We start from the raw sequence: 24,129 nt of genomic DNA on the forward strand, positions 1-24,129 counted from the left end.
CATGCCCGCACCTTACCGCTCCCCGATCAGCGCTGGAGTGCCTCACCCCGGCGAAGGAAAGCGTGGCGAGAAAGGACATATCGGCTATCTGCTGCGGCAGGCAAGTGGCGCATTCAGGTTGCAGATGGAACGTGCACTATCGGAATTCGGCGTGACCCCGCCGCAATTCGCCGTCCTCACCATGCTGGTCGCCTACCCTGGAATTTCAAACGCAGATATTGCGCGCCTGTCCATGCTCACGCCGCAGACCGTCAGCGTCATCGTCGCCAATCTGGAGCGCGCGGAACTGATCGAGCGCACACCGCACCAGATCCACGGACGGATCCAGCAGATCAGCGTGACGCCGGACGGCAAGAATCTGCTCGCGCGATGCAAGCGACGGGTTGATGCACTCGAGGCGGGTTTGATTGCGGGCCTGAGCTCGGAGGAAGAGGCAACGGTGAAACGCTGGCTTGCCTCGGTCGCAGTGCACGGCTTGGGGAAAGGGTGAATCGACGCAGCACCTGCCTCATTTCAAAGTGGGATGTCATCCAGGGACGACCAGCGATGACAACAGCCCCGACAGGCATGGTCAGGCACATCTCCACCGATGGGTTCGATCATGCAACCGGCAAGCACCAGTTCGCCACGTTGCGCGGCAATGCGTGTTGGTTCGTCCGGATCGCCCCACACCAAGAGGACTCCTGCGAATTGGCCGCAAGATGGACATTGCACTTTTTTCAGTTGCATCATGTTATCGATGTTCAGGTGCGCGGCGCGGCGATCAGCATTTCCTCGCGGGCCGGATGATGAAATCCAGGAAATCAAGACATGTGAAATTATGCCCGGGTATCCGAGGTTTAATGCAAGATCATGATTGCACAAAGAAAAACGCCCGACTTTCAGTGAAAATCGGGCGTCCGGTGTTCTGGCGGAGAGAGGGGGATTCGAACCCCCGATAGGTTATTAACCTATACACGCTTTCCAGGCGTGCGACTTAAACCACTCATCCATCTCTCCTAGATTTTGGTTCGCTGGCGCGAAGCCAAAGATTATAGCAAAGTCTTTCGACTTGTTGCAGCTTTTCAGTTAGTTTCCGGGAAAGTTTCAAAAAAGAAACCGGTGCAGCTTGTCGCCGCACCGGTTTCCTGTCTCCTCGCTCTCTTGGCGATTGCGCTTATTGCGCCTGTTTCAGCTGTTCCAGGATGGCCGGATTTTCGAGAGTCGATACGTCCTGCGTGATCTGCTCGCCCTTGGCGATCACACGCAGCAGACGACGCATGATCTTGCCGGAACGTGTCTTGGGCAGGTTGTCGCCGAAGCGGATTTCCTTCGGTTTGGCGATCGGGCCGATTTCCTTGGCGACCCAGTCGCGCAGTTCCTTGGCGATCTGCTTGGCTTCGTCGCCGTTCGGGCGAGCGCGCTTGAGCACCACGAAGGCGCAGATCGATTCGCCTGTCGTTTCGTCCGGTTTGCCGACAACGGCAGCTTCCGCCACGATCGGGTTCGCCACCAGCGCAGATTCGATTTCCATCGTGCCCATGCGGTGGCCGGAGACGTTCAGCACGTCGTCGATGCGGCCGGTGATGGTGAAGTAGCCGGTCTTTTCGTTACGCACCGCGCCGTCACCGGCGAGGTAGGTCTTGCCGCCCAGCTCTTCGGGGAAATAGCTCTTCTTGAAGCGCTCAGGATCGCCCCAGATGGTGCGGATCATCGCGGGCCAGGGACGCTTGACGACGAGAATGCCTCCCTGCCCCCATGGCAGGTCATGGCCGGTTTCATCGACAACGGCGGTCATGATGCCCGGCAGTGGCAGTGTGCAGGAACCGGGAACCATCGGCGTCGCCCCCGGCAGTGGGGTGATCATGTGGCCGCCGGTCTCGGTCTGCCAGAAGGTGTCGGCGATCGGGCAGTTTTCGCGGCCGATGTTCTTGTAGTACCACATCCAGGCCTCCGGGTTGATCGGCTCGCCCACGGAACCCAGCAGGCGCAGGCTGGACAGGTCGTACTTGTTCGGATGAATGGCCGGATCCGCTTCGGCGGCCTTGATCAGCGAGCGGATTGCAGTCGGCGCGGTGTAGAAGATGGTGGTCTTGTGCTTCTGGATCATATCCCAGAAGCGGCCAGCGTTCGGATAGGTCGGCACGCCTTCGAACACGATCTGCGTGGCACCGACAGCCAGCGGACCATAGGCGATGTAGGTATGGCCAGTGACCCAGCCGATGTCGGCGGTGCACCAGAAAACATCGGTAGGCTTGATGTCGAAGGTCCACTTCATCGTGAGCATCGCCCACAACAGGTAGCCACCGGAAGAGTGCTGCACACCCTTCGGCTTGCCAGTGGAGCCGGAGGTGTAGAGGATGAACAACGGATGCTCGGCTTCGACCCATTCCGGTTCGCAGGTGGCAGCCTGGTTGGCGACGACGTCGCTCAGCCAGAGGTCGCGCCCCGCAACGAAATTGATGTTTGCGCCAGTGCGCTTGTAGACGATCACGTTCCTGAGTGTGTCGCAGCCGCCCATGCCGATCGCCTCGTCGACGATGGCCTTCAACGGCAGGTGCTTGCCGCCGCGCACTTGCTCGTCGGCGGTGATCACCGCGACCGCGCCGGCATCGATAATGCGCTCCTGCAGGGACTTGGCGGAGAAGCCGCCGAACACGACGGAGTGGGTCGCACCGATGCGGGCACAAGCCTGCATCGAAGCGACACCTTCGACCGACATCGGCATGTAGATGACCACGCGGTCGCCCTTCTTGATGCCGAGGGACTTCAGACCGTTGGCGAACTGGCAGACCTTGTCGTGCAACTCCTGGTAGGAAACCTTGGTGACCTTTCCATCATCCGCTTCGAAGATGATGGCGGTCTTGTTTGCGTTGCCATTCTGCAGGTTGCGGTCGAGGCAGTTGTAAGAGACATTGAGCTGGCCATCGTCGAACCACTTGTAGAACGGTGCTTCCGATTCATCCAGGGTCTTGGTGAACGGCTTGTGCCACTGCACGTTCTCGCGCGCAAGCTGCGCCCAGAAACCCTCGTAATCGTTTTCTGCCGCAGTACACATTGCCTTGTACTGCTCCATGCCGGAGATTGCGGCATTTTTTACGAACGATTCCGGCGGGTTGAAGATGCGATTTTCCTGTTTCAGGGTTTCGATGTCAGACATGGTGGTCTCCTGCTCTTACGTTGAATTGTTGCGAAGGTAAGCTTTTTCACTTACTCAAGCCTTACACAAGGGTTACAGACATGGGTATCTGTGCGTTCTGCCGTGTATAAATCGCCCAGGCATTTCACTGTTGAGAATTCGCAGCAGCCTTGCCGTTGTTGCATCGCTCGAAATCCGGGAGCAAAAATGCCAGCGCGTGTAAAATGAGAAGGTTTGATTTTCGTCCAATTTCCCGGCGACATGCGTTCCAACGACCCCGACCTTTGCAAGGCGAACCCCGTCGATCCCCAGCCCGCAGCGGGCTTGCAGGAACCGTTGGTCGCCATTGACGCATGCACCACCGGTCACGGCATTCGTGCCGTGGGCATTGCGTCTGGAATGCGCAAGTCTATCACCTCCACTTTCTCCGCCATGGCAATCGCCATGTGCGACCGAATGACGGCGCCAGTTCCATACTGCGCCACGAATTTCCACTGACACTGAGCAGACATCATGACCATCATCAAGCAAGAAGATCTGATCGAATCCGTCGCCGCCGCGCTGCAGTACATCAGCTACTACCACCCGGTGGATTTCATCAAGCACCTGGCCCGTGCGTATGAAGCCGAACAAAGCCCAGCAGCCAAGGATGCGATCGCGCAGATCCTGACCAACTCGCGCATGTGCGCAGAAGGCAAGCGTCCTATCTGCCAGGACACCGGCATCGTCAATGTGTTCCTGAAGATCGGCATGGACGTGCGCTTCGAAGGCTTCTCCGGCTCGATCACCGATGCGGTGAATGAAGGCGTGCGCCGCGGTTATCTCAATCCAAACAACGTGCTGCGCGCATCGGTCGTGAACGATCCGCAGTTCGAGCGCAAGAACACGAAGGACAACTCGCCGGCGGTGATCCACATGGAGCTCGTGCCGGGCAACACGGTGGAAGTGCAAGTCGCAGCCAAGGGCGGCGGCTCCGAGAACAAGACCAAGTTCGTGATGCTCAACCCGTCCGACTCGCTGGTCGATTGGGTGCTGAAGACTGTGCCGGCCATGGGCGCGGGCTGGTGCCCGCCCGGCATGCTGGGCATCGGCATCGGCGGCACCGCCGAGAAGGCGATGCTGATGGCGAAGCAGTCGCTGATGGAAGACATCGACATGTACGAACTGAAACAGCGCGGCCCGCGCAACAAGACGGAAGAGCTGCGCATCGAACTGTGCGACAAGATCAATGCGCTGGGCATCGGAGCACAGGGCCTGGGTGGCCTGACTACGGTGCTGGACGTGAAGATCGCGATGCATCCGACGCATGCTGCCTCCAAGCCGGTAGCGATGATCCCGAACTGCGCCGCGACCCGCCATGCACATTTCGTGCTCGACGGATCTGGCCCGGCCTACATCGACCCGCCGTCGTTATCCGAGTGGCCGGAAGTGCACTGGACGCCCAACACCGAGAAGTCCAAGCGCATCAACCTCGACACGCTGACGAAGGAAGAAGTTGCGTCGTGGAAGCCGGGCCAGACTCTGCTCCTGAACGGCAAGATGCTGACCGGGCGCGACGCTGCGCATAAGCGCATCCAGGACATGCTGGCCAAGGGCGAGAAGCTGCCAGTGGATTTCACCAACCGAGTGATCTACTACGTCGGCCCGGTCGACCCGGTGCGCGATGAAGTGGTCGGCCCCGCCGGCCCGACAACGGCGACCCGCATGGACAAATTCACCGACATGATGCTGGAGAAGACCGGCCTGATCGCCATGATCGGGAAGGCCGAGCGCGGCCCGGTTGCAATCGAGTCGATCAAGAACCACAAGTCGGCCTACCTGATGGCGGTCGGCGGTGCGGCCTACCTGGTGTCGAAGGCCATCAAGAGCGCGAAGGTGGTCGGCTTCGGCGACCTGGGCATGGAAGCGATCTACGAGTTCGAAGTGAAGGACATGCCGGTGACCGTCGCGGTCGATGCCAATGGCGTGTCGGTGCACAACACCGCACCGAAGGAATGGCAGGAGCGCATTGCGACCCACAATTTCACGATTCCGGTGACGGCCGGCTGATAATGTACATCGCATAAACAACGAGGGGGTCACGTTGCCGTGCCCCCTCTGTTTTTTATTTACGTCTCACTCTACTCACTGTCTCCTTCCTCTCCTTAACCCTCCTCCTGCAATCTTTCCTTATTTCTGTTCAGTCTCGTGCTGATGCTGTACCTGGTGCATGGTATCGATGGCTACGGCGGAATGTGCGAACGCTCCACCGGCACGCATTTCAGCCGCAACCCAGATCGCTTCCATGATTTCCTGTTCGGTCGCGCCTTTCTTCAGCGCGAGGTCGGTATGCCCGTGGATGCAATACGGGCACTGTGTCACGTGCGCGACCGCGACTGCGATGAGTTCCTTGGTTTTGGAAGGCAATGCACCATCGGCGAACACGCGCTGGCTGAAAGTGCGGAACGCTCCGTAGATCTCGGGCGCCAGTTCGCGCCGCTTCTGCGAGATCTCACGGGAGACGTCGGGATACATGGGATGATCCATGAAGTGATTTCCTTTCGGTGACAGTATTTTCTGACGTGCCGCGATATCCGTCAATTCATCAGCGGTACCAGGACGAATGCGCACAGCAAAGCCCAGACCAACGCGCCGGATGCGAATGCTTCAGCACTCAGGACTTCCGCACCACTGGGGTCTTCCAGCTTCAGGATGTAGACCGTGCCGTGATAAAGCACGCTCGCAGCGAGCAGCAAACCTCCAACGATCACACAGATCATGCCCCACAGATTCGGGATCGCAAGTCCCAGGCTGGACAGGAACAACGGAACGGCTGTGACTGCTGCCAGCAGGAAGCTGCGCGGTGTGTCGGCAGAAATCTGGTAGGTCGATGCGATCTGCTTGAGCAGCATGCCCATCAGCGGCACCGTGATCAGCTCCGCGACGAAGAACACGGCTGCCACGGCTTCCCAGCGCGTCGGCGCGGCGTCCAGCAGATAAGCGGATGCATGGTGTGAGCCTGCGTAAAGAAGCATCGCAGGTGGGAGGATGGAGAGCGGCAGAACCAGCTGCAGGAATATCTTCACGATGGAGGCGCGGGTGGTGTCGACCTGATCCCAGCCCTCATGGAATGAAAACGGCATTTTCATCAATTTAAGAAAATTCATCTCACTTCTTCCTTTCTGCCGATGAAATGCACGGCCTCTTCACGTCGCACGGGTCTGCTGCGTAATAGAGAGTATGACGTACACGCAGGAAAAACTTTTGCCGAATCCGGTGTGCGTCAACAAATTTTGTATCACTTTATGATATAAGTCAGCAAAAGTCCACACTGATGTTCATGCGCTCATGTAACCGGCAGTTTCAATTGTTGCCCGAAAACAGCCGCTGATCGTATATCATCGTCCTATAAGTCCATTACGCTTCCATTGCTGATGCCCGATTCCGCCCCCTCCACCCTGCTTGGCAAGCCGGAGTACGAAGCCCTGGCCGATTTTCGCTACCGGCTACGGCGCTTCCTCAGATTCAGCGAAGAACTGACCCAGTCGCAGGGGATTACCCCATTGCAATACCTGCTGCTTTTGCAGATCAAAGGTTATCCGGGACGGGACTGGGCGACCATTGCGGAACTCGCCGAGCGGCTGCAGGCGCACCATCACGGCGTGGTGGCGCTCACATCCCGCTGCGAGAAGGCCGGCCTGGTTGCTCGTCGCCCCGGGCGGGAAGACAAGCGCTGTGTCGAGGTCTACCTGCTGCCCAAGGGTGAGGAAATGCTGCAGCGGCTGGCCTACATGCATCGCGACCAGGTATCCGAGCTACAGCGTGTGCTGTCGGTGCCGTTCGAACATCTGCCGACGCATTCGGATTATTTTGTCGGATGATGCGGGTGCGCCTGCCAGATCTCTGCAATTGATCGCCTTCCCCGTTCCATCCTTACATGCCTGATCCCTCCGACACTCCATTGTCTTCAGAGGCGCCGATCGGCGTCTTCGACTCCGGCATCGGCGGCTTGTCCGTCCTCAAACACATCCGTGCCCTCCTGCCGCACGAGGATCTACTGTATTTCGCTGACTCCAGCTTTGCGCCCTATGGCGGCAGACCGGTCGAAGAGATCGTTACGCGCTCGCTGGCGATCGCAGCGTTCCTGGTCGAACACCGCGCCAAGGCGCTCGTGGTGGCGTGCAACACGGCAACCGCTGCCGCAATCAAGGCGCTGCGCGCCCGCTACCCTTCCCTGCCGGTGGTCGGCGTGGAACCCGGCCTGAAACCGGCCGCGGCATTGACCCGAAGCGGCACGGTAGGCGTCCTGGCAACCACACGCACGCTCTCCAGCGAAAAATTCCGCGTACTGCACCAGCAGATTGGCGAGGCGACGAATGTCCGCTTCCTTCCCCAGGCATGCGTCGGCCTCGCCGACCAGGTGGAGAAAGGCGAGCTGCAGTCTGCCGCCACCACGGAATTGCTGAATGGGTATATCGCACCGCTTATCGCACAAGGCGCGGACACGCTCGTCCTTGGCTGCACGCACTACCCTTTCGTGCAGCCCCTGATCGAAAAGGTTATCGGCCGCATCGCTTCCACGCCGGTCACCATCGTCGATACCGGCGAACCGGTCGCCCGCCAGCTGATGCGCCTTCTGGCGGAACGCAGCCTGTTGCGTATCGAAGGCACGGGCACGGTCAAGGGATTTACCACCGGCAGCGAAACGTCGCTCTCGGACGCGTTCTCGCGCCTGCTCGGCATGCATCCCGAGGTGATGCGGATTGCTACAAGTGCGTGAATGGGAGCATTTGCCAGTTCGCGCTGAAGTTTGTATAATTACTGGCTTGCCCGATGCGCTATTGGGCGAAGTTATCAATGGTGGCCGTAGCTCAGTTGGTAGAGTCCAGGATTGTGATTCCTGTCGTCGTGGGTTCGAGTCCCATCGGCCACCCCAAAGATTCACATAAAAAAATGCCCGGTTCGATGAACCGGGCATTTTTCATTTCAGGCCTTGCCGTCAAGGCAATCAGAACTCGTATTCCACCTGCGTGCGGAACGTGTTGCTGTGCTTGGCGTCGTTGGCATCGATCAGGTAAGCGGCGTTGTACTTGATGAATTGCCGTCCGCCCAGTGCAATCTTGCCGAACACGGCCGGGCCGAAGATGTGGGATTGCTCGGCGCGCGGCGCGAAGTTGTCCCATTTGCCGACATCACCGAAACCTTGAGCACCGAATTCGAACTGGGGCTTCCAGCGGTACTTGGCCTGCCACTGGTAGCCGAGGCGCATCGGATTGGCTTCTTCAGCGCGATAGTTTCGCTCAAAGAGAATGTTGAGGTTGAGCTGGGTCTTGCCGATGTCCGTCTGGAACAGCGGGCCGAACTTCACTTCCCAGCCTTCGCTGTGGTCTTGCGGTCGCTCGATCTCGGTGATGAAGCCGATGTCGACCGGGTACTTGCCGGTTTCGGTGAGCTGGAACTTGTTTTCCCATTCGACCGCGTCGAAGAACGTACCGCTGCCGTTCTCGCGCTTGTACTTCGCGTACAGTTCGGTGAACCAGTACTCGGTCGCGCCGTAGCCGAAGCCGATGGAAGCGGCGCTTTCGCGTGCCTCGTCGGTCTTTTTCGCCGTGCCGGCCTTGAAGTCGATTTCACGCTCGCCGTATTCGACAGTCGGCGTATAGACGTAATCTGCCGGGCCGGCGATTGCATTGTGCGCCGTCAGGACGAGCGCTGCCACGGCGCTCGCAGCGCCGATCAGTTGCTTCATGGATTTCATGCTGTTTTGAGTTTGTGGGAGGAATTGACGATGTTGCGATGCGTCCACGATGCGCCGGCGTAAATGGCGACGAGCGTCGTGAAGTAGAAGATTGCCTGCATGCCGGTCGGCTTGTCCTCATAGCCCAGGAGGATCGCCAAGGCCGAACCGAGTGTTGACTTGACGGGCAGGATCCAAGAGCTATCCCAGAGCGGCGATGCAAGCGGAGGCAACAGATCGGCCTGGATCAGGAACTTCGCCATCTGGCTGGCCAGGCCGGCGGCCAGCAGCAGCAGTAGCGTGCCGGTCACGGAGAAGAAGCGATGCAGCGGAATGCGAAGCAGGCCCATGTAGGTGACGAGGCCGATCGTTGCCCCGCCCACAAGGCCAAGCACACCGCCCAGCATGACGAGGCCCGGGCCATCCGACGCACTTGCCAGCATGCCCTGCAGAAACAGTGCCGCTTCCGAACCTTCGCGCAGGACGGTCAATGCAATCGCGATGGCGATGGCCGACAATTCCTGCTGGCCGTTGCGGATGGCGACTCCGACGTTCCTGGCCTTCATGGCCATTTCCTTGCCGTGCGACGCCATCCAGATGTTGTGCCAGCCGATCATGACCACGGCGATGCCCAGCACGACGGCTGAGAAGATTTCCTGGCCGCTGCCGCCGAACAGGTTGGCGATCGATTCGGTCAGCCATGCGACGACGAGCGAACCCATGATGCCGCCGGCAATGCCCATGCAGAGCCAGCGGTTGCGACGCTCCAGCCCGCGGGTGGAGGCGGCGATGATACCGATCAGGAGCGCCGCTTCGAGCGTCTCGCGAAAAACGATGATGGCTGAACCGAACATGGTGTCTTACTCCGCAATGATCACGCCCTGGGCGGTGTCTTCGTGGAATTCACCGAAGAAGGAATAGCGGCCGGCCTTGAGCGGGCCGATGAAAACGCTGCCTTTCGCGCGTGCCGGAATCACTTTTTCGCGATTCAGGTCATGGCTCTCAAATTCCTCGGGCGTTGCATCCTGGTTGTCGACGATGAGCTTTACCTTCTGCCCTGCCGGCACCTTCACCTCAGCAGGCGTGAAACGGTGGTCCTTGATGACGACCGTGACTTCCTTGTCGGCGGCGTTGACGAAAACGGGAATGGCAAGAACTGCGGCGATGAGGGCGTGGCGAATATTCATGCTTTATAAACGAGAATCGTTATCAATAACTGAGATGATAACGATTCTCGTTTACGTGTCAAGGAATTTTGCAAGAAACCTTAGCGCGGCGTAACTTCCCCGCCTTATTCTTTCTGCAACATGCCGTATGCCAAACGCGAATGTGTAGCGCAGAACTATTCTGTCCGTGCGCGGAGAAGCAAGCCGGCGAAGACGCTTGCGACTGATACTGACAGGGCGGGAAAGCGAGGCATTGACCCTGGCGGCTGCTGCGGGCTTCGCCAGGCTGGCAGCCTGGCGAAGTGATGTGTGGCGCTTACAGTTTGGTAGCGCTGACGATCTGGAAATTGCCGAAGAAGTAGGTGCTCCGATCGCACTTCCATCCACCCATCTCGTCAAGGCATGCAAGCGGGTCGTGCGTGTTCCACAAGGCGAGTCCGAGCGGCTCGAACACCTTGAAGTAAGTCCAGCTCAGGGCACGCAGCACGCGCAGTTCCGGCCGATGGAATTCGCCCAGGTAGAGCTTTCCGCCCGGTGCGAGCATGCGCCCTGCTTCCTTCAGTGCCTGTCCCTTGAGGTGGTGCGGCAATTCATGCAAGAGGAAGAAGATGACATTCGCATCCACCATGCCTTCCTGCTGTTTCATCGCAGTGGCATTGTCGACGATGAACTCCACCTTGTTGCCGAAATGAGCGAGCTTGGTCCTGGCGTGTTCCAGTTCATTCGGGATGATGTCTGCGACGAGGACGCGCTCCGCGCCACTCTGCAGCGCAGCCTTCACTACCCGCGGCATGACGTTGCCGAATGCGCAGGACGTGATCAGCACTTTCTTGCCGCGCAGGTCCTGTTGCCTGAGTCCGGACACGATTTTCGACACGAGGCGGTGATACTGGAACAGCAGGATGGCGGAGATGATCGGCTGGAAGTCGACCATCTTGATCAGGCCCATGTTCGAATAGATCGGATAGACGTGCGATCGCTCGCTTTGCGATCCGGGCGTGAGGCCGCGCACGATCAGCGCGCCCCGCGTCACCACGAAGAAGAAGAGGCCTGTCGACACCAATACCGCAGCCAACACATAAAATCCATGAAGCATCCAGGCATCCATTATTTTTCTCCCTAAGTAGAAAATCCGTTACAGGCTTGTCTCCTCCGAATTTCCTCCTTGCCGAATCACTCAGGCGGATGGAATTTGCATCCAGACTAGCACTAAAAATTAATGGCAGGTAACGCCGTTGGTTAGCGTTGACATCAGTCAATTTATTTCTGATGAAACAGAAGCGGCCATCTTGCCACGTGAAGAAACCGGGGCTCGTATTTGATGCAGTTCAAGTTTTCGATGCGGCCGGTCGATTCCTCTCTTCAAGCATCTAGACTGGAAAAAGCGCCACAACAATTCCATTCAGGGAGTCAGCCATGTCCATTATCCCGGCGGCGAAATCGCTGCTTTTCTCACTGTGCCTGGCCGCATCAAGCGCCATGGCCGGCCCGCTCGACGCGCTCTCGAACCAGGATGCTTCCAGCGGCCTCAAGGCGGCGTTGGAGAAAGGCGCGGTATCCGCCGTTGCGAAGCTCGGCGTCCCGGGCGGTTTCCTGGACAATGAAAAAGTGAAGATCCAGCTGCCTCCCATCCTCGAGCAGGCGCGTCCCGTCATGAAGCTGACCGGACGCGGGCAACAGCTCGACGACCTGGTGGTATCAATGAACCGTGCGGCGGAAGCAGCCGTGCCGATGGCCAAGCCGATGCTGCTCAATGCGATCAAATCGATGTCCGTGGCGGATGCAAAACAGATCCTCACCGGAGGCGACACCTCCGTGACAGACTTCTTCCGTGCGAAGACGTCCAGCCAGCTGACAACGTCTTTCCTTCCGGTGGTGAAGAAGATTACCGACCGCTCCGACCTCTCCGCGAAGTACAACAGCGCGATGGGTCAGGTATCGAAACTGGGCATGGGGTCGAAACAGGCGACCGTGGAAGAGTATGTCACGCAGCGTGCGCTCGACGGCCTCTACACCATGATCGCTGAAGAGGAAAAGGCGATCCGGCGCGATCCGCTCGGCACGGGCAGCAAGATCATCGGCAAGGTGTTTGGGGCGCTGCATTAACAGGTCATCAATGATGTCGGGAGACGCGTCGCAGCCAACAAGCATGCGGGACCATGGATGCATTTAAAGATTCATTACAAATACATCTTATGGTAAAGTAGCGGTGTCGACACAGCGCCATCGCCGCCGGACAGGCAATGACGGGCGCGGAGCGCCGGCAGTTTGCAGCAGGAGTCCCGACATGGCAAAAAAATTCCCGGTGAACCCCAAGCATCCCGAGCGGATCTGCTGGGGATGCGACAAGTTCTGCCCGGCCGATTCAATGGCCTGCGGTAACGGTTCGGAGCGCACCCAGCATCCGGTCGAGCTGTTTGGCGAAGACTGGCTCGAATGGGGGCTCGATGCCGAGAGCGACGGTGCGGAGGCACCGCCCGACCCTTCGGATCGCTGAATCAGGATTTCAGCAGCGCGCGCAGCTCGGTCTTGAGCACCTTGCCGTAATTGTTCTTCGGTAGCTGATCGAGCAAGACATAGCGCTTGGGTCGCTTGAAGCGCGCGATCTGTTCAAGGCAATGACGGTCGAGCGCCTCCTCCGTGACGGCGCTGCCAGCAGCGGGCACCACGAAAGCCACCACCACTTCCCCCCATTCAGGATCGGGCGCCCCGACCACCGCCACCTCCGCAACACCTTGCGCCGTCAGCAGCACCTCTTCCACTTCGCGCGGATAAATGTTGGAACCGCCGCTGATGATCAGGTCCTTGCTGCGATCCTTGAGCGTGAGAAATCCGTCGGCGTCGAGACAGCCGACATCTCCCGTAAACAGCCAGCCGTCGCGGATGGCCGAGGCGGTCGCGGCTTCGTTGCCCCAGTATCCGGCCATCACCGTATCGCCCTTCACCAGCACCTCGCCGACTTCGCCCACCGGTAGGTCGTGCCCGCCTTCGTCGGCCACCCTCAACTGCACTGGCGTCTGCGCCAGGCCGACGGAGGCAACGCGTTCCAGGTAGCGCGGATGCGCGGTGTCCAGCAGATGCCTGCGCGACAGTGCGGTCGCGACCATCGGCGTTTCACCCTGGCCGTAGATCTGCACGAAGCGAGGCCCCAACACGCGCAACGCGCGCTGGATGTCGGACACATACATCGGTGCGCCGCCGTACACAATCGTCTTGAAGGAGCGTGCCGCATCTTCGGGAGTCAGTCCCGCTTGTTCCGCATGGTCCACGAGACGCTTGACGATGGTAGGCGCAGCGAAAGTGGACAGCGGCCCAATCTGCCGCCCCAGCGCGAACAGCTCTGCCGGATCGACACCGCCGGATGCGGGTATCACGTGGCGCGCGCCGGCCATCAGGTGCGGAATGGCGTACAGGCCCGCGCCGTGCGACATCGGTGCCGCATAGACGATCGCGTCCTCCGGCGCCACCGCATCCACATCGACAAAATACGTCAGGCCCATCGTCATCAGGTTGCGATGCGTGAGCATCACGCCCTTCGGACGACCCGTGGTGCCGCTGGTGTAGAACAGCCAGGCCACATCGCCGGCTTCACGTTCCGTGACGGGAACAGTGTTCATGTCGGGTGCCGGCGCGAACCATGCGTCGGCTTCGCCGGACGCTATGTTGATCTGCTGCTCCAACCCGGCCAGCGGAAGCGGCGCAAGGTCTTCGCTCACAAAGCCGAAGCGGATCTGCGCGTTGTCGATGATCCACTCCACTTCCCTGGCGTGGAGCTTGGCATTGACGGGGACGACCACCAGCCCGGCCCACCACGCGCCCCAGAGCACTTCCAGATAGCGTGGATGATTGTGCATGAACACCAGCACGCGGTCGCCGGCGACGAGGCCGGCTTCGCGCAGTCGCGCAGCCAGTCCCGCACTGCGTGCCGCCCATTCGCTGTAGGTGGCGTGCAGCGAGGTGCCGTTGAAGATGGCGGCGCGCTCGGGCGTGGCGCGCGCATGCCGTAGCAGCAGATGGGCAAGGCTCATGGGTCGTCTCCTGTTTGTCGTTATCGGATCGTCAGTACTGGTAGAAGCCGCGCCCGGTCTTCCTGCCGAGGAATCCGGCATCGACCATTTCCTTCAGCAGCGGCGCCGGACGATATTTCGGATCGTTGAAATCGCGATAGAACACTTCCATCACGGCGAGGCAGGTGTCGAGCCCGATCAGGTCGGCCAGTGCCAACGGGCCGATCGGATGGTTGGCGCCCAGCTTCATGCCGGCGTCGATTTCTTCCGCGCTGGCGATGCCTTCCTGCAGCACGAACACGGCTTCGTTGATCATGGGGACGAGAATGCGGTTGACCACGAAGCCGGGGGAGTTCTTGACCAGGATCGGCGTCTTGCCGGTCTTCTTCGCCAGCGCTTCGGTCGCGGCAACAGTTTCATCGCTGGTCTGCACGCCGCGGATCACTTCCACCAGCGACATCACCGGCACAGGGTTGAAGAAGTGCATGCCGACGAATTCCTGCGGACGCGACATCGCAGCGGCGAGCTTGGTGATGGAAATCGATGAGGTGTTGGTGGCAATGATCGTGCCGGGCTTGGCGAGCACGTCGATCTCTTTCAGGATGCTGCGCTTGAGCTCCAGGTTTTCCGTCGCCGCTTCAATGATGAATTCGGCCTTGGCGAGCTTGTTCAGGTCGGTCGTGCCGCTGATGCGCCCGAGCGCGGCGCTCATGTCTTCCGCCTTCATCTTTCCCTTGCTGACGGCACGCTCGAACAATGCCTTGATGCCGTCGAGGCCGCGCTGCACCGCTTCGTTGCTGATGTCGCGCATGACGACGTTGATGCCCGCCAGCGCGCAGACCTGCGCGATGCCGCTGCCCATTTGTCCGGCGCCGATGATGCCGATGGTTTGAATGCTCATGATGCTCCTTCTGATGGCGTTGAATGATCGGTCGAATGATGCAACATTCTACAATTTTGTTGTCTCTCTGTTCATGGACGGCACGGCGTCGAACGGCATTCGCAGTTCAGGCCATAATATTGACGCAGCCGCGCCGGCCGATGCCGCCAAAACGAATCCACTTTGAGATGAAACAACGATGACCGTCACGCCGCCCGTCATACGCCCCGCAGCGACACTGATACTGGCCCGCGATTGCCCGCAGGGCATCGAGGTCCTCCTGTTGCAACGCTCGCATGATGCGAAGTTCGCGCAAGGCGCGCATGTCTTCCCGGGCGGTGCACTGGATGCAAGCGATATGCTCGTAGCGACGCAGGGGCATTGCGCCGGACCGGATGAAGCCGGCGCCAGCCGCGCGCTGAACGTGGAGAGCGGCGGACTCGCACACTGGGTTGCCGCCGTCCGCGAGTGTTTCGAAGAATCGGGCCTGCTTTTCGCGTATGACGAAGCGGGTGAACTGCTGGCGACCGGCGCGGGAGAACTCGCCCGTGCACTCGCGGACAGCCGCAGGAAGCTGCGCGCCGGGCAGATGACGCTGGCCGAGGTCTGCGGTACGCACAAGCTCCGCCTTGCCACCGACAGACTGCATTATTTCAGCCACTGGATCGCGCCGCCGATTGCGGCGCGCCGTTTCGACACCCGCTTTTTCGTCGCCGCCGCGCCATCGGCCCAAATGCCTTCACATGACGACGCCGAAACCATTGGACATCTCTGGATCAGTCCATCCGATGCGCTCGCGCACCATCAGTCGGGAGCGATGACGCTGATGTTCCCGACCGTCAAGACGCTGGAGTCGCTCGCGGCCTTTCGCGATACGGCCTCGTTGATCGCGCACACGCGCGGACTTGCCGCCGTGAGTCCGGTCATGCCCCGGGCAGCGAAGGCGCGCGACGGGATGAAGATTCTGATTGCGGGCGATGCCGCTTACGCAGAAGTCGGCAAGATCGACCCGGAAGGCACAGGCTCTGCCTCGTGTGAGATTGTGCCGGGCATCGTCACGCAGCTTTCCGCCACCGTGCGTCGCATCGCCAGCCCGAACCCGCACTTCATGCGCGGGCCGGGCACCAATACCTATCTGCTCGGCGCCGGTGATGACATCGCGGTGATCGATCCCGGTCCCGCAATGGGAGACCATGTGCATGCGCTGCTCGCACTGGCGCATGGCCGCATCCGATGGATACTCGTCACTCACACGCATGGCGACCATTCGCCCGCGGCACGACTGCTGAAAGAAAGGACCGGTGCGGAACTGATCGGCATGCCTCCGCCGCCCTTCGATCACCAGGACCAGGGCTTCGTGCCGGACCGGATTCTCAGGGACGGCGAACGCATCCGTGTTGGCGGCTGCGCAATCCGTGCGATCCACACGCCGGGGCATGCGTCGAACCACTTGTGCTATCTACATGAGGACGAGCGGCTGCTCTTCACGGGCGACCACATCATGCAAGGGTCTACGGTGGTGATCAATCCGCCGGATGGCAATATGTGCGAGTACCTGTCGTCGCTGCGCAAGGTGCAGCAGGAAGATGTGGACTGGCTCGCGCCGGGGCATGGATTCCTGATGGACCGCGCGGGTGAGCGCATCGATGCCCTGCTGGCGCATCGCCAGGCGCGCGAGAACATCGTGCTGGCCGCACTCGACAGTTTGCGTGCAGCCACCGAGGAGCAGCTGCTTCCCGTTGTGTATGCCGACGTGCCGAAAGAGCGCTTCGCGATGGCAGCGCGTTCGCTGGCCGCGCATCTCATCAAATTGCATGAAGAAGGCCGCGCCGTCGAGAGTGATGGACTGTGGCGGCGCACGGCCGCTGATTGAATCGAGTCATCTCGCTTTCTCATGCATCCATTCTTCCCGACGACGCGCTAACAGAATTCCTGCATGTGCGCGATGTAGGCTTCAATGCGATGTTCGCCGAGCCTTGCCTTCAGCAGCAATGGCCGTCGGGGCGCGCATCCGGGGACGAGTTTCTCGTCGACGCAATACTCAAGCTGATCTGCGGCTGCGAATCCGAGCAGGGCCGGCGGCAGGCGCGGCACGGGGTCCTTGAGGTGATAGGTGTGGAACGGATAGGGCTGCATGCAGGTGGCAAGCGCATTGCCGTAGCGCGGCATGCCGAAGGTGTAGCACTGCGGTCCCGTCGATGGCGGCCAGTAGCCGCGAAATTCTTCCATCCCATACAGAATGGCTGCCATCGCACCGCCGAGCGAGTGGCCGGTGACGATGACCGGCATCCCCTCCGGCCAGCTCCGCAGCGACTGAATGATGTCCCAGCGCAGGGACTGGATGGTGTGGAAGAACCCCGAGTGGAAACCGAGATGCGCCTTCTCTCCGCCATAGGGGTGGATCATCCTTGCGCGAAAATCGATCACCCAGTCGGACAGGTAGAGCAGGCGCGTGCCGCGGATCGCCACGACGATGAAGAGATCGGTTTTCACGCCGATGGCGACGGCACCGCGATTGCTTGCGATGAAGACATCGACCCTGCCACCTAGGTCCGATGCCGTGAGCAGCGCGCGCATATCCAGCGTGATGCGCTCGGCGAAGACCAGTTGATAGAGCTCTGACGGGACGATCTTGACGCCCTTGCTGCTATCAAGTTCGTACTGGGGAATGTGCGCATAGGCAAGCCGCGAGAACAGCGCTGACACCAGCGCCTTGTCGCGGCTGAATGCATGTTCCGCCCAGGCATGCGCCGGCACCTTCCGGATCGTCGCGCGGATGGTGCCGAGCAATCTGTTGACTTCATCCTGGCCCGAAGTGTCCATGCGCAATTTTCCTTCTTCCTGCTTCAGGCAGGCGCCATCAATGCCTTGACGATGAATTCGTTCGCCTCATCCACGTCGACACGATAGAGAAAGTCGAAGCCTTCTTCCAGGTTCGGCCTTTCCATGCGCTTCAGCGTGCCGAGCAATCCCTTCAGTGGGATCCGCGCCTGGCCGGTGCGCTGCTCGTTCCATGCGATCGCGCGATGCACCTGCGGTTCGAAGAAATAGCCGTGGACGTGGAACCCCGCATCGCGGGCACGAAGAATATACTCCGCCCGCTCGCTGCGCAGCACATTCGTGTTGTCCACCACGAAGCGTTGGCCTGTAGCGATGCACGCCTCCACGAACAGGCGTTCGCGATGCCGCGTCCTGAGCATGTCGAGGCTGATGCGGAGATGGGTGTCGAAGAAGTGCTGGCGATAGAAGGTCGACTTGCCCGAGCCCTGGATGCCAATGAATATGACTGCGTCCATTCGCGGCCTTTTAATCGAACCGGCGGGAAACGCACGCATCTAACTGCTGTGAATTTCCACGCGGGAGCATTGATGAAGCATGCATTTCTTACCGTCGCGCTGGCATTGCTCGCCGGATGCGCGACAACGCCAGGCCCCTCTGATGGAACGGTCCAGGGCAACAACGACGTCTACAATGACCCTACCTATCCCGGCCCGGGCGTGCACCTTGGCATCGGCATAGGCCGATGGGGCGGACATACAGGCGGAGGCGCCGGGATCGGACTGGGCTGGTAATCCGCTGGAGCCCTACGGCTTCTCTTGCGCATCCCGTGCACCCGGTGCGCCGGTCGGCACGCGGCGGCCTGTTGCATATCCGAAGAAGCGAGCCTGCCTGCGTGCGTCGGCAGCCAGCAGGCTGAGGATTTCGCGCGTCACGTCGGCACTTGCACCGCGTTGTTCAGCCGTCATGCGTGGACTGGTCCTGAAAAATTTTGTTCCCATGCGCGCCTTACTCCGTGTGGTCGATATCTTCCAGCTGCAGCAACACCGAGATGAACACTCCGGTGATCAGTCCGGCGGCAAGGACTCCCAGCAATGAAATCAGTGCGTTGACCATGTTCCCCTCCCCTGCTTGGTCCTGACGATTACAGCATTCGCCGAAAGCCGTAATGTTGCGTTCGATCAGTATCGACACCGCAATAATTGACGAATATCAATTGCCAGCATGAAACGGAAAGGTGTTGCCGGAAATGAAACGGCAGCAGATGCCTGAAGCAATCTGCCGCCGTTGATGAACGCTGCCACTATGTCATGCCGGAGCGAGAGAGGGTTCGCGCCCCTTCTTGCGCAGGCGCAGCAGCAGCGGCATCACGATCATGATGGCCGCGCCGGTCCACAGCGAGATCGAAATCGGGCTTTGCCAGAGGATGCCGATTTCGCCGTTGGTGATCGACAACGCGCGGCGCAGGTTCTGCTCCATCATGTCGCCCAGCACGAAGCCGAGGATCAGCGGTGCCATCGGCATGCCGCACTTGCGCAGCAGGTAGCCGCCCACGCCGAGCGCGGACATCAGTACCAGGTCGAAGGTGGTGGCATGCACCGCATACACGCCCACCGTGCTGACTGCAAGGATGCCGGGTACGAGCACCCAGTTCGGCACCTTGAGCATGCGCGTGAAGAGCCCGACCATCGGAATGTTCATGAACAGCAGCATGACGTTGCCGACAAACATGGACGCGATCAAGCCCCACACCAGTGCCGGCTGCTGCTCGAACAGCACCGGGCCGGGAGTGATGTTGTAGAGCGTGAGCGCGCCCATCATCACGGCGGTGGTGCCGGATCCCGGCACACCGAGCGTGAGCATCGGCACGAAGGAGCCGTTGGCCGCCGCGTTGTTGGCCGCCTCCGGTGCCGCCACGCCGCGGATGTCGCCTTCGCCGAAGGTGCCTTCCTTGTCGGTCAGGCGCTTTTCCATCGCGTAGGTGATGGCGCTGGCGACGGTGGCACCCGCACCGGGGAGCACGCCGACCACGAAGCCGACCAGCGACGAACGCAAGGTGCCCCACCAGGTGTAGGCAAGTTCCTGCAGGTTGAACAGCGTGCGCCCGGTATCGGGAATGCTCGACGGGCCATGCGCATTCTCCAGCATCAGCAGCACTTCGCTGATGGAGAACAGCCCGATCACGACGACGATAAACTGCACGCCGTCGGCGAGGTGGATCGAATCGAAGGTGAAGCGATACACGCCGGAATTGGCATCCACGCCAACGGTCGACAGCGACAGGCCGATGAGGGTTGCCAGCAGCGCCTTGACCGGCTGGTTGCCCATGAGGCCCGTGAGGCAGGCGAAAGCAAAGACCATCAAGGCGAAGTACTCCGCCGGCCCGAACGCGAGCGCCCATTTTGCGAGGATGGGCGCGGCGATCGCGAGGCCGGTGGTGGCAATGATCGAGCCGACGAAGGAGCTCCACGCCGAGATCGACAAGGCCACGCCGCCCAGCCCTTTGCGTGCCATCGGATAGCCGTCCATCGCGGTCATGATGGCCGAGGCGTCGCCCGGCACATTGATCAGGATGGACGAGATGCGACCGCCGTATTCGCAGCCGATGTACACCGCCGCCAGCAGGATCAAGGCCGTCTCCGGCGGCAGCTTGAGCGCGAAGGCAAGCGGCAGCAGGATGGCCACGCCATTGATCGGACCGAGGCCGGGCAGCATGCCGACCACCGTTCCCACGAAGGCACCGAAGGCAGCAACGGCGAGGTTGACCGGCTGCAGGGCGACGCCGAATCCTGTCGCCAGGTAGGACAAGGTTCCCATTACATCCCCCACTGCGCCGCGAGCGGCTTGAGCAGGCCCAGCGGCAGGACCACGTCCAGCAGCCTGTCGAACAGCACATACAGCGCGATGCCCAGGCCGATGCCCGTCAGCGCGCATTGGCGCCAGGTGCCGCCGAAGAAGCGCCCGACCGGCACGCCCATCAGCGCCGTCGCGATGATGAAGCCGAACGCCTGGAACAGCACGGCATAGGCCACCACCGATCCCGCGCACAGCATGATCCTGCTCAGCTGCCTGCCGCGCGCGAATCGTGTCCCCGCAAGCGCCTCAGTGCCCGGCCTTGCCATGAGCCATGCGCCGCAAAGCGCCATGAGCAGCGCCAGCACGAGCGGAAACGCACGCGGCCCGACCGGCTCGTATTCCACCGGCGCGGCGTAGCCCCAGGCGGCGATGGTCATGGCGCCGGCCATCAGCAGCGCCACCAATCCAAGGATCCGGTCGCTCATCATTTCGCTCCGGACAATCCGAATTCGCCTGCGAGCTTGCGGTATTGCTGCGTGTAGCGCTTGATGTAGATGTCGAGCTGGGCGCCCGTCATCGAGAACGGGAACAGGCCGCGGTCGTCACGCAGCTTTGCATACTCCGGCATGCGCATCATCTTGCCGAAGGCATCGCTCCAGGCATTGAAGTCGGCATCGCTGACCTTCGGGCCCATGTAGAAGCCGCGCACGATCGGCCATTCGACGTCGATGCCCTGCTCCTTGGCAGTCGGCACACTGGCCATCGCACCCGGCAGGCGCTTGTCGGCGAAAACGGCGAGCACGCGGATGTTGGCGCCGGCGGCGATCTGGGATGCGGCTTCGGAGGCGTCGCCCGAGTACACCTGTACGTGGCCGCCCTGCAATGCAGAAATGGCCTCGCCGCCGCCTTCGAAGGCAACGAAGCGCATCGCCTTGTGGCTCACGCCGGCCGCCCTCGCGGTCAGCGCGGCTTTCATCCAGTCCTGGCTGCCGACGGTGCCGCCGGCGCCGAACACGACCTTGGACGGATCGGCCTTCAGTGCGGCGAGCAATTCCTTCAGATCCTTGTAGGGCGAGTCCTTGCGCACGATCACCGCGCCATAGTCGGCGCCGACAATCGACAGCCAGCGCACGTCGCTCTCGGAGTATTTGCCGAACTTGCCTTGCGCAATGTTGAGCAGCGAACCACCGGAAAACGCAACGATGGTGTTGGCATCGGCCGGACGCTGCGCGACGATGGCATTGTAGGCGACCGCGCCTATCCCGCCCGGCATGTAGGTCACGCGCATCGGGTCTCTGATGACATGCGCATCCATGAGCGCGGATTGCGCGAGCTTGCAGGTCAGGTCGAAGCCGCCGCCGGGTTTCGCGCCAGCGATGCATTCGGTCTTGTCGAGCGGGCCGGCGAAGACGGATGCGGATATGGCGGACATGGCGGTCAGGGCCACCAGGCACAGGATTTTTTTCATTGCGTTCTCCTCGTCATGGTTATTTCCCGGTGGGGGTGTGCGGGCACCCCGGCACTTGCGGTGCTCATGACTGTAGCAACGCGATCCTGTCAATTGGCTGTCGGTCGTCGCCGGATGCCAGGGGCAGCATCAGGACCACGACACAGCCCGTTCCGCTTGCCACATTGGCAACAACAAGCTTGCCGCCGCATCGTTCCGCAACGGCGCGCGCAATCGCCAGCCCGAGGCCGGAACCGCTCGATACCGCATTGGTGGCGCGGAAGAAGCGCTCCCCCAGGCGCGGCAGCTGGTCGGGCGGAATGCCGGGACCGTTGTCGGTCACGGCGAGCATGGCCTGCCCCTCGCCGGCGGACACGCGCAGACTGACATGCCCCCGTTCGGGCGCGAACCGGATCGCGTTGTGCAGCAGGTTCAGGGCCGCTTCGCGCAACAGGCCGGCATGGCCCGAGATCCAGACCGGCTCGTCCGGCGCGTCGTATTCGAGGTCGATGCGCTTGTCACGCGCCTGCAGCACGACTTCGCGCGCCACCAGCTCTGCCAGCGCGCACAGGTCGACGGTCGACATCGTCAGTTCGGCGGCATCGGCGCGCGCCAGCGAGAGCATCTGGTTGGTGCGGTAGGTGGCGTCGTCAAGCTGCTTCGACACGGCATCCAGCGCCAGTCTTACATTGGCCGGATCATTCTCGCGCAACGCATAGTCGAGCTGCGTGCGCAGCGTCGCCAGCGGCGTGCGCAACTGGTGCGAGGCATCGTCGACGAAGCGGCGGCGCGCTTCCATGATCTGCTGGTTGCGCGCCATATGCTGGTTGATGGCTTCCACCAACGGCTGCACATCGACCGGCACCGCAGCAGTGCCGATCGGGGTGAGGTCGAGCGGCGAGCGGGCGGCGACTTCTTCGCGCAGCCGGCTGAGCGGCTGCAGGGTGAAGTGCAGAACCATCGCCAGCAGGCCGCCTGCCGCCGCCAGCAGCAGGATGTCGCGGCCGGCCGCTTGCAGCACGAGCTTCCTGATGAATTCCGCGCGCGAGGTGAGCGTTTCGGCAACCTGGATAACGATGCGCTCATGCGTGCGATTGCCCAGCGGCTTGTCGAGCTCGCGCGCGTAGGCGCCGACGCGCACCTTGTCGCCGAAATACTCAGCGTCGTAAAACTGCGGCACGCGCGTCTTCAGCGGCTTCGCCGGCTTTGGCATGTCGGAGTTGCCGACTTCGATCAGGCCGTCTTCCGTGCCGACACGGAAAAACACCTGGCCGGAAGCCGTCAGCTCGAAGAATTCGAGCATGGTGTACGGCATCTCGACGGCCACGCCGCCCGATGCGGTAGAGATGTTGGCGTCGATCGCCTTGATGGCACCGAGCAGCGAACGGTCATAGGCTGAATTGGCTGCGTCTACTGCGCTGCGGTAAGCGGCCCAGAGCTCGACGCCGGCGATGACGGACAGCGCCGGCACCAGCAGCGTGAGGACCGTGCGCCTGAGGCTCCAGCGCAGCAGCAGGTTTTTCAGCATCAGCGCAATTCCAGCAGATAGCCGAGGCCGCGCAGCGTGACGATCTGCAAGGGGCTGCCTTCCAGCTTCTTGCGCACGCGATAGATCAGCACCTCGACTGCCTCCGGCGCTGCGTCGACGTCGTCTTCGAACACCTTGTCGTAGATATCCCTCTTGGAAAGCGGCTCGCCGCTGCACTGGAGCAGCGCGTGCAGCAATGCATGTTCGCGTTTGGAGAGCGCAAGCGGCGCGTCGTACAGCGTGAACTGGCGCTTGAGCGCATCGTAGGACAGCGGGCCGCAGCTCATGCGCGGATGTTCGCTGCCACGCGCGCGTCGGATCAACGCGGTGAGGCGCGCTTCCAGTTCGTCCACCGAAAATGGCTTGGCCATGAAGTCATCGGCGCCCATCTTCAGCGTGCTGACGCGCTCCAGCAGGGAATCCTGTGCGGTCAGGATCAGGACCGGCAGGCGTTCGTCAGCCTCGCGCAGATGGCTGAGCACGGCGTGCCCATCCATGCCGGGCAGGCCGAGGTCGAGGATCAGCGCGTCGTACCTGACCTGGCGTACGCTGGACTCGACCAGCCGTCCGTCGTCCACCCAATCCACGATGTAGCCGTTCTGCTTCAGTGCCCGGCAGAGCCAGTTCGCCAACTCTTTTTCATCTTCAGCCAGCAGGAGCCGCATATGTCCTTCCTTCGCGCAAGTTCCTGTG

General features: G+C 61.1%; 27 protein-coding genes and 2 tRNA genes. 11 read left to right on the forward strand and 18 right to left on the reverse strand.

Features of this window, described 5'->3' with window-relative positions; all coding sequences use genetic code 11:
- Nucleotide 1 precedes the first annotated feature (1 nt).
- Together VJ698_RS10855 and VJ698_RS10860 are read left to right on the forward strand one after the other, a co-directional pair.
- Nucleotides 2-490 (forward strand): MarR family transcriptional regulator, encoded by a 489-nt coding sequence (locus VJ698_RS10855; protein WP_324102768.1) that lies wholly within the window; start codon nucleotides 2-4, stop codon nucleotides 488-490.
- A gap of 56 nt (nucleotides 491-546) precedes the next feature.
- Nucleotides 547-789 carry a hypothetical protein gene (locus VJ698_RS10860; RefSeq protein WP_324102769.1) on the forward strand — a complete coding sequence of 81 codons (243 nt, stop codon included), beginning with the start codon at nucleotides 547-549 and terminating at the stop codon, nucleotides 787-789.
- Nucleotides 790-908: 119 nt separating this feature from the next.
- Here the strand turns inward: VJ698_RS10860 and VJ698_RS10865 are convergent.
- Together VJ698_RS10865 and acs are read right to left on the reverse strand one after the other, a co-directional pair.
- A tRNA-Ser gene (locus tag VJ698_RS10865) sits at nucleotides 909-999 on the reverse strand.
- A gap of 157 nt (nucleotides 1,000-1,156) precedes the next feature.
- Complete coding sequence (acs, locus tag VJ698_RS10870; RefSeq protein WP_324102770.1) at nucleotides 1,157-3,139, reverse strand: acetate--CoA ligase; 1,983 nt, start codon at nucleotides 3,137-3,139, stop codon at nucleotides 1,157-1,159.
- 492 nt (nucleotides 3,140-3,631) lie between these two features.
- Between acs and VJ698_RS10875 the strand changes: the two genes are divergently transcribed.
- Entirely contained in the window at nucleotides 3,632-5,167 is a 1,536-nt protein-coding gene (locus tag VJ698_RS10875; RefSeq protein ID WP_324102771.1) for a fumarate hydratase, read from the forward strand.
- A gap of 120 nt (nucleotides 5,168-5,287) precedes the next feature.
- Here VJ698_RS10875 and VJ698_RS10880 read toward each other — a convergent pair whose 3' ends face one another.
- The gene (locus VJ698_RS10880) at nucleotides 5,288-5,644 is read right to left on the reverse strand and encodes a carboxymuconolactone decarboxylase family protein (protein ID WP_324102772.1); all 357 of its coding nucleotides are present in this window, start codon (nucleotides 5,642-5,644) and stop codon (nucleotides 5,288-5,290) included.
- A 50-nt stretch (nucleotides 5,645-5,694) separates the two neighbouring features.
- Nucleotides 5,695-6,264, reverse strand: coding sequence for a YIP1 family protein (locus VJ698_RS10885; RefSeq protein WP_324102773.1), 570 nt, complete (start codon nucleotides 6,262-6,264; stop codon nucleotides 5,695-5,697).
- A 267-nt stretch (nucleotides 6,265-6,531) separates the two neighbouring features.
- Between VJ698_RS10885 and VJ698_RS10890 the strand changes: the two genes are divergently transcribed.
- From VJ698_RS10890 to VJ698_RS10900, 3 genes are all read left to right on the forward strand, one after another.
- Nucleotides 6,532-6,978 (forward strand): MarR family winged helix-turn-helix transcriptional regulator, encoded by a 447-nt coding sequence (locus VJ698_RS10890; RefSeq protein WP_324102774.1) that lies wholly within the window; start codon nucleotides 6,532-6,534, stop codon nucleotides 6,976-6,978.
- 56 nt (nucleotides 6,979-7,034) lie between these two features.
- Nucleotides 7,035-7,877 (forward strand): glutamate racemase, encoded by an 843-nt coding sequence (gene murI, locus VJ698_RS10895; RefSeq protein WP_324102775.1) that lies wholly within the window; start codon nucleotides 7,035-7,037, stop codon nucleotides 7,875-7,877.
- 80 nt (nucleotides 7,878-7,957) lie between these two features.
- Nucleotides 7,958-8,033, forward strand: a tRNA-His gene (locus tag VJ698_RS10900).
- 72 nt (nucleotides 8,034-8,105) lie between these two features.
- Here the strand turns inward: VJ698_RS10900 and VJ698_RS10905 are convergent.
- The 4 genes from VJ698_RS10905 to VJ698_RS10920 all read right to left on the reverse strand — a co-directional run bounded on the left by VJ698_RS10905 (nucleotide 8,106) and on the right by VJ698_RS10920 (nucleotide 11,096).
- The gene (locus VJ698_RS10905; RefSeq protein ID WP_324102776.1) at nucleotides 8,106-8,846 is read right to left on the reverse strand and encodes a hypothetical protein; all 741 of its coding nucleotides are present in this window, start codon (nucleotides 8,844-8,846) and stop codon (nucleotides 8,106-8,108) included.
- A gap of 5 nt (nucleotides 8,847-8,851) precedes the next feature.
- Nucleotides 8,852-9,688, reverse strand: a complete 837-nt coding sequence (locus VJ698_RS10910; RefSeq protein ID WP_324102777.1) for an FTR1 family iron permease — start codon at nucleotides 9,686-9,688, stop codon at nucleotides 8,852-8,854.
- Nucleotides 9,689-9,694: 6 nt separating this feature from the next.
- Entirely contained in the window at nucleotides 9,695-10,021 is a 327-nt protein-coding gene (locus tag VJ698_RS10915) for a cupredoxin domain-containing protein (protein WP_324102778.1), read from the reverse strand.
- Between the two features lie 295 nt (nucleotides 10,022-10,316).
- Nucleotides 10,317-11,096: a class I SAM-dependent methyltransferase gene (locus VJ698_RS10920; protein WP_324102779.1), complete on the reverse strand. Its 780-nt coding sequence runs from the start codon at nucleotides 11,094-11,096 to the stop codon at nucleotides 10,317-10,319.
- A 320-nt stretch (nucleotides 11,097-11,416) separates the two neighbouring features.
- Here VJ698_RS10920 and VJ698_RS10925 point away from each other — a divergent pair, with 320 nt between their 5' ends.
- Complete coding sequence (locus tag VJ698_RS10925; RefSeq protein ID WP_324102780.1) at nucleotides 11,417-12,106, forward strand: DUF4197 domain-containing protein; 690 nt, start codon at nucleotides 11,417-11,419, stop codon at nucleotides 12,104-12,106.
- Between the two features lie 181 nt (nucleotides 12,107-12,287).
- Nucleotides 12,288-12,497, forward strand: a complete 210-nt coding sequence (locus VJ698_RS10930) for a DUF3079 domain-containing protein (RefSeq protein ID WP_324102781.1) — start codon at nucleotides 12,288-12,290, stop codon at nucleotides 12,495-12,497.
- Nucleotide 12,498: 1 nt separating this feature from the next.
- Here VJ698_RS10930 and VJ698_RS10935 read toward each other — a convergent pair whose 3' ends face one another.
- Together VJ698_RS10935 and VJ698_RS10940 are read right to left on the reverse strand one after the other, a co-directional pair.
- The gene (locus VJ698_RS10935) at nucleotides 12,499-14,028 is read right to left on the reverse strand and encodes a class I adenylate-forming enzyme family protein (RefSeq protein WP_324102782.1); all 1,530 of its coding nucleotides are present in this window, start codon (nucleotides 14,026-14,028) and stop codon (nucleotides 12,499-12,501) included.
- A gap of 31 nt (nucleotides 14,029-14,059) precedes the next feature.
- Nucleotides 14,060-14,908, reverse strand: a complete 849-nt coding sequence (locus VJ698_RS10940; protein WP_324102783.1) for a 3-hydroxybutyryl-CoA dehydrogenase — start codon at nucleotides 14,906-14,908, stop codon at nucleotides 14,060-14,062.
- Between VJ698_RS10940 and VJ698_RS10945 the strand changes: the two genes are divergently transcribed.
- Both VJ698_RS10945 and VJ698_RS10950 read left to right on the forward strand, forming a co-directional pair.
- Nucleotides 14,907-15,074 (forward strand): hypothetical protein, encoded by a 168-nt coding sequence (locus VJ698_RS10945; RefSeq protein WP_324102784.1) that lies wholly within the window; start codon nucleotides 14,907-14,909, stop codon nucleotides 15,072-15,074. The genes VJ698_RS10940 and VJ698_RS10945 overlap by 2 nt on opposite strands.
- Before the next feature lie 12 nt (nucleotides 15,075-15,086).
- Nucleotides 15,087-16,760, forward strand: a complete 1,674-nt coding sequence (locus VJ698_RS10950; RefSeq protein WP_324102785.1) for an MBL fold metallo-hydrolase — start codon at nucleotides 15,087-15,089, stop codon at nucleotides 16,758-16,760.
- 47 nt (nucleotides 16,761-16,807) lie between these two features.
- Here the strand turns inward: VJ698_RS10950 and VJ698_RS10955 are convergent, their stop codons facing one another.
- Together VJ698_RS10955 and VJ698_RS10960 are read right to left on the reverse strand one after the other, a co-directional pair.
- Complete coding sequence (locus tag VJ698_RS10955) at nucleotides 16,808-17,710, reverse strand: lipase family protein (protein ID WP_324102786.1); 903 nt, start codon at nucleotides 17,708-17,710, stop codon at nucleotides 16,808-16,810.
- Nucleotides 17,711-17,733: 23 nt separating this feature from the next.
- Nucleotides 17,734-18,183, reverse strand: coding sequence for an AAA family ATPase (locus VJ698_RS10960; protein WP_324102787.1), 450 nt, complete (start codon nucleotides 18,181-18,183; stop codon nucleotides 17,734-17,736).
- Nucleotides 18,184-18,255: 72 nt separating this feature from the next.
- Between VJ698_RS10960 and VJ698_RS10965 the strand changes: the two genes are divergently transcribed.
- Nucleotides 18,256-18,459 (forward strand): hypothetical protein, encoded by a 204-nt coding sequence (locus tag VJ698_RS10965; protein WP_324102788.1) that lies wholly within the window; start codon nucleotides 18,256-18,258, stop codon nucleotides 18,457-18,459.
- Nucleotides 18,460-18,471: 12 nt separating this feature from the next.
- Here the strand turns inward: VJ698_RS10965 and VJ698_RS10970 are convergent, their stop codons facing one another.
- The 6 genes from VJ698_RS10970 to VJ698_RS10995 form a co-directional block, all read right to left on the reverse strand.
- On the reverse strand, nucleotides 18,472-18,633 hold the full coding sequence (locus VJ698_RS10970) for a hypothetical protein (RefSeq protein WP_324102789.1): 162 nt from the start codon (nucleotides 18,631-18,633) through the stop codon (nucleotides 18,472-18,474).
- Between the two features lie 340 nt (nucleotides 18,634-18,973).
- Complete coding sequence (locus VJ698_RS10975; RefSeq protein WP_324102790.1) at nucleotides 18,974-20,482, reverse strand: tripartite tricarboxylate transporter permease; 1,509 nt, start codon at nucleotides 20,480-20,482, stop codon at nucleotides 18,974-18,976.
- Nucleotides 20,482-20,946 carry a tripartite tricarboxylate transporter TctB family protein gene (locus VJ698_RS10980; RefSeq protein ID WP_324102887.1) on the reverse strand — a complete coding sequence of 155 codons (465 nt, stop codon included), beginning with the start codon at nucleotides 20,944-20,946 and terminating at the stop codon, nucleotides 20,482-20,484. Before VJ698_RS10980 ends, VJ698_RS10975 begins: the two co-directional genes overlap by 1 nt.
- Entirely contained in the window at nucleotides 20,946-21,893 is a 948-nt protein-coding gene (locus tag VJ698_RS10985; RefSeq protein ID WP_324102888.1) for a tripartite tricarboxylate transporter substrate binding protein, read from the reverse strand. The genes VJ698_RS10980 and VJ698_RS10985 overlap by 1 nt, the downstream gene beginning before the upstream one ends.
- 100 nt (nucleotides 21,894-21,993) lie before the next feature.
- Nucleotides 21,994-23,436, reverse strand: a complete 1,443-nt coding sequence (locus tag VJ698_RS10990; RefSeq protein ID WP_324102791.1) for a sensor histidine kinase N-terminal domain-containing protein — start codon at nucleotides 23,434-23,436, stop codon at nucleotides 21,994-21,996.
- Nucleotides 23,436-24,101 carry a response regulator gene (locus VJ698_RS10995; RefSeq protein WP_324102792.1) on the reverse strand — a complete coding sequence of 222 codons (666 nt, stop codon included), beginning with the start codon at nucleotides 24,099-24,101 and terminating at the stop codon, nucleotides 23,436-23,438. The genes VJ698_RS10990 and VJ698_RS10995 overlap by 1 nt, the downstream gene beginning before the upstream one ends.
- Nucleotides 24,102-24,129: the final 28 nt, after the last annotated feature.

Origin of the sequence: Noviherbaspirillum sp., from assembly GCF_035254685.1 — a bacterium.
Taxonomy (GTDB): Bacteria; Pseudomonadota; Gammaproteobacteria; order Burkholderiales; family Burkholderiaceae_D; genus Noviherbaspirillum.

Coding starts and splice junctions, on each gene's coding strand:
- VJ698_RS10855 (WP_324102768.1), top strand. CDS start 2: ATGCCCGCACCTTACCGCTCCCCGATCAGCGCTGGAGTGCCTCACCCC.
- VJ698_RS10860 (WP_324102769.1), top strand. CDS start 547: ATGACAACAGCCCCGACAGGCATGGTCAGGCACATCTCCACCGATGGG.
- acs (WP_324102770.1), bottom strand. CDS start 3,139: ATGTCTGACATCGAAACCCTGAAACAGGAAAATCGCATCTTCAACCCG.
- VJ698_RS10875 (WP_324102771.1), top strand. CDS start 3,632: ATGACCATCATCAAGCAAGAAGATCTGATCGAATCCGTCGCCGCCGCG.
- VJ698_RS10880 (WP_324102772.1), bottom strand. CDS start 5,644: ATGGATCATCCCATGTATCCCGACGTCTCCCGTGAGATCTCGCAGAAG.
- VJ698_RS10885 (WP_324102773.1), bottom strand. CDS start 6,264: ATGAATTTTCTTAAATTGATGAAAATGCCGTTTTCATTCCATGAGGGC.
- VJ698_RS10890 (WP_324102774.1), top strand. CDS start 6,532: ATGCCCGATTCCGCCCCCTCCACCCTGCTTGGCAAGCCGGAGTACGAA.
- murI (WP_324102775.1), top strand. CDS start 7,035: ATGCCTGATCCCTCCGACACTCCATTGTCTTCAGAGGCGCCGATCGGC.
- VJ698_RS10905 (WP_324102776.1), bottom strand. CDS start 8,846: ATGAAGCAACTGATCGGCGCTGCGAGCGCCGTGGCAGCGCTCGTCCTG.
- VJ698_RS10910 (WP_324102777.1), bottom strand. CDS start 9,688: ATGTTCGGTTCAGCCATCATCGTTTTTCGCGAGACGCTCGAAGCGGCG.
- VJ698_RS10915 (WP_324102778.1), bottom strand. CDS start 10,021: ATGAATATTCGCCACGCCCTCATCGCCGCAGTTCTTGCCATTCCCGTT.
- VJ698_RS10920 (WP_324102779.1), bottom strand. CDS start 11,096: ATGCTTCATGGATTTTATGTGTTGGCTGCGGTATTGGTGTCGACAGGC.
- VJ698_RS10925 (WP_324102780.1), top strand. CDS start 11,417: ATGTCCATTATCCCGGCGGCGAAATCGCTGCTTTTCTCACTGTGCCTG.
- VJ698_RS10930 (WP_324102781.1), top strand. CDS start 12,288: ATGGCAAAAAAATTCCCGGTGAACCCCAAGCATCCCGAGCGGATCTGC.
- VJ698_RS10935 (WP_324102782.1), bottom strand. CDS start 14,028: ATGAGCCTTGCCCATCTGCTGCTACGGCATGCGCGCGCCACGCCCGAG.
- VJ698_RS10945 (WP_324102784.1), top strand. CDS start 14,907: ATGATGCTCCTTCTGATGGCGTTGAATGATCGGTCGAATGATGCAACA.
- VJ698_RS10940 (WP_324102783.1), bottom strand. CDS start 14,908: ATGAGCATTCAAACCATCGGCATCATCGGCGCCGGACAAATGGGCAGC.
- VJ698_RS10950 (WP_324102785.1), top strand. CDS start 15,087: ATGACCGTCACGCCGCCCGTCATACGCCCCGCAGCGACACTGATACTG.
- VJ698_RS10955 (WP_324102786.1), bottom strand. CDS start 17,710: ATGGACACTTCGGGCCAGGATGAAGTCAACAGATTGCTCGGCACCATC.
- VJ698_RS10960 (WP_324102787.1), bottom strand. CDS start 18,183: ATGGACGCAGTCATATTCATTGGCATCCAGGGCTCGGGCAAGTCGACC.
- VJ698_RS10965 (WP_324102788.1), top strand. CDS start 18,256: ATGAAGCATGCATTTCTTACCGTCGCGCTGGCATTGCTCGCCGGATGC.
- VJ698_RS10970 (WP_324102789.1), bottom strand. CDS start 18,633: ATGACGGCTGAACAACGCGGTGCAAGTGCCGACGTGACGCGCGAAATC.
- VJ698_RS10975 (WP_324102790.1), bottom strand. CDS start 20,482: ATGGGAACCTTGTCCTACCTGGCGACAGGATTCGGCGTCGCCCTGCAG.
- VJ698_RS10980 (WP_324102887.1), bottom strand. CDS start 20,946: ATGAGCGACCGGATCCTTGGATTGGTGGCGCTGCTGATGGCCGGCGCC.
- VJ698_RS10985 (WP_324102888.1), bottom strand. CDS start 21,893: ATGTCCGCCATATCCGCATCCGTCTTCGCCGGCCCGCTCGACAAGACC.
- VJ698_RS10990 (WP_324102791.1), bottom strand. CDS start 23,436: ATGCTGAAAAACCTGCTGCTGCGCTGGAGCCTCAGGCGCACGGTCCTC.
- VJ698_RS10995 (WP_324102792.1), bottom strand. CDS start 24,101: ATGCGGCTCCTGCTGGCTGAAGATGAAAAAGAGTTGGCGAACTGGCTC.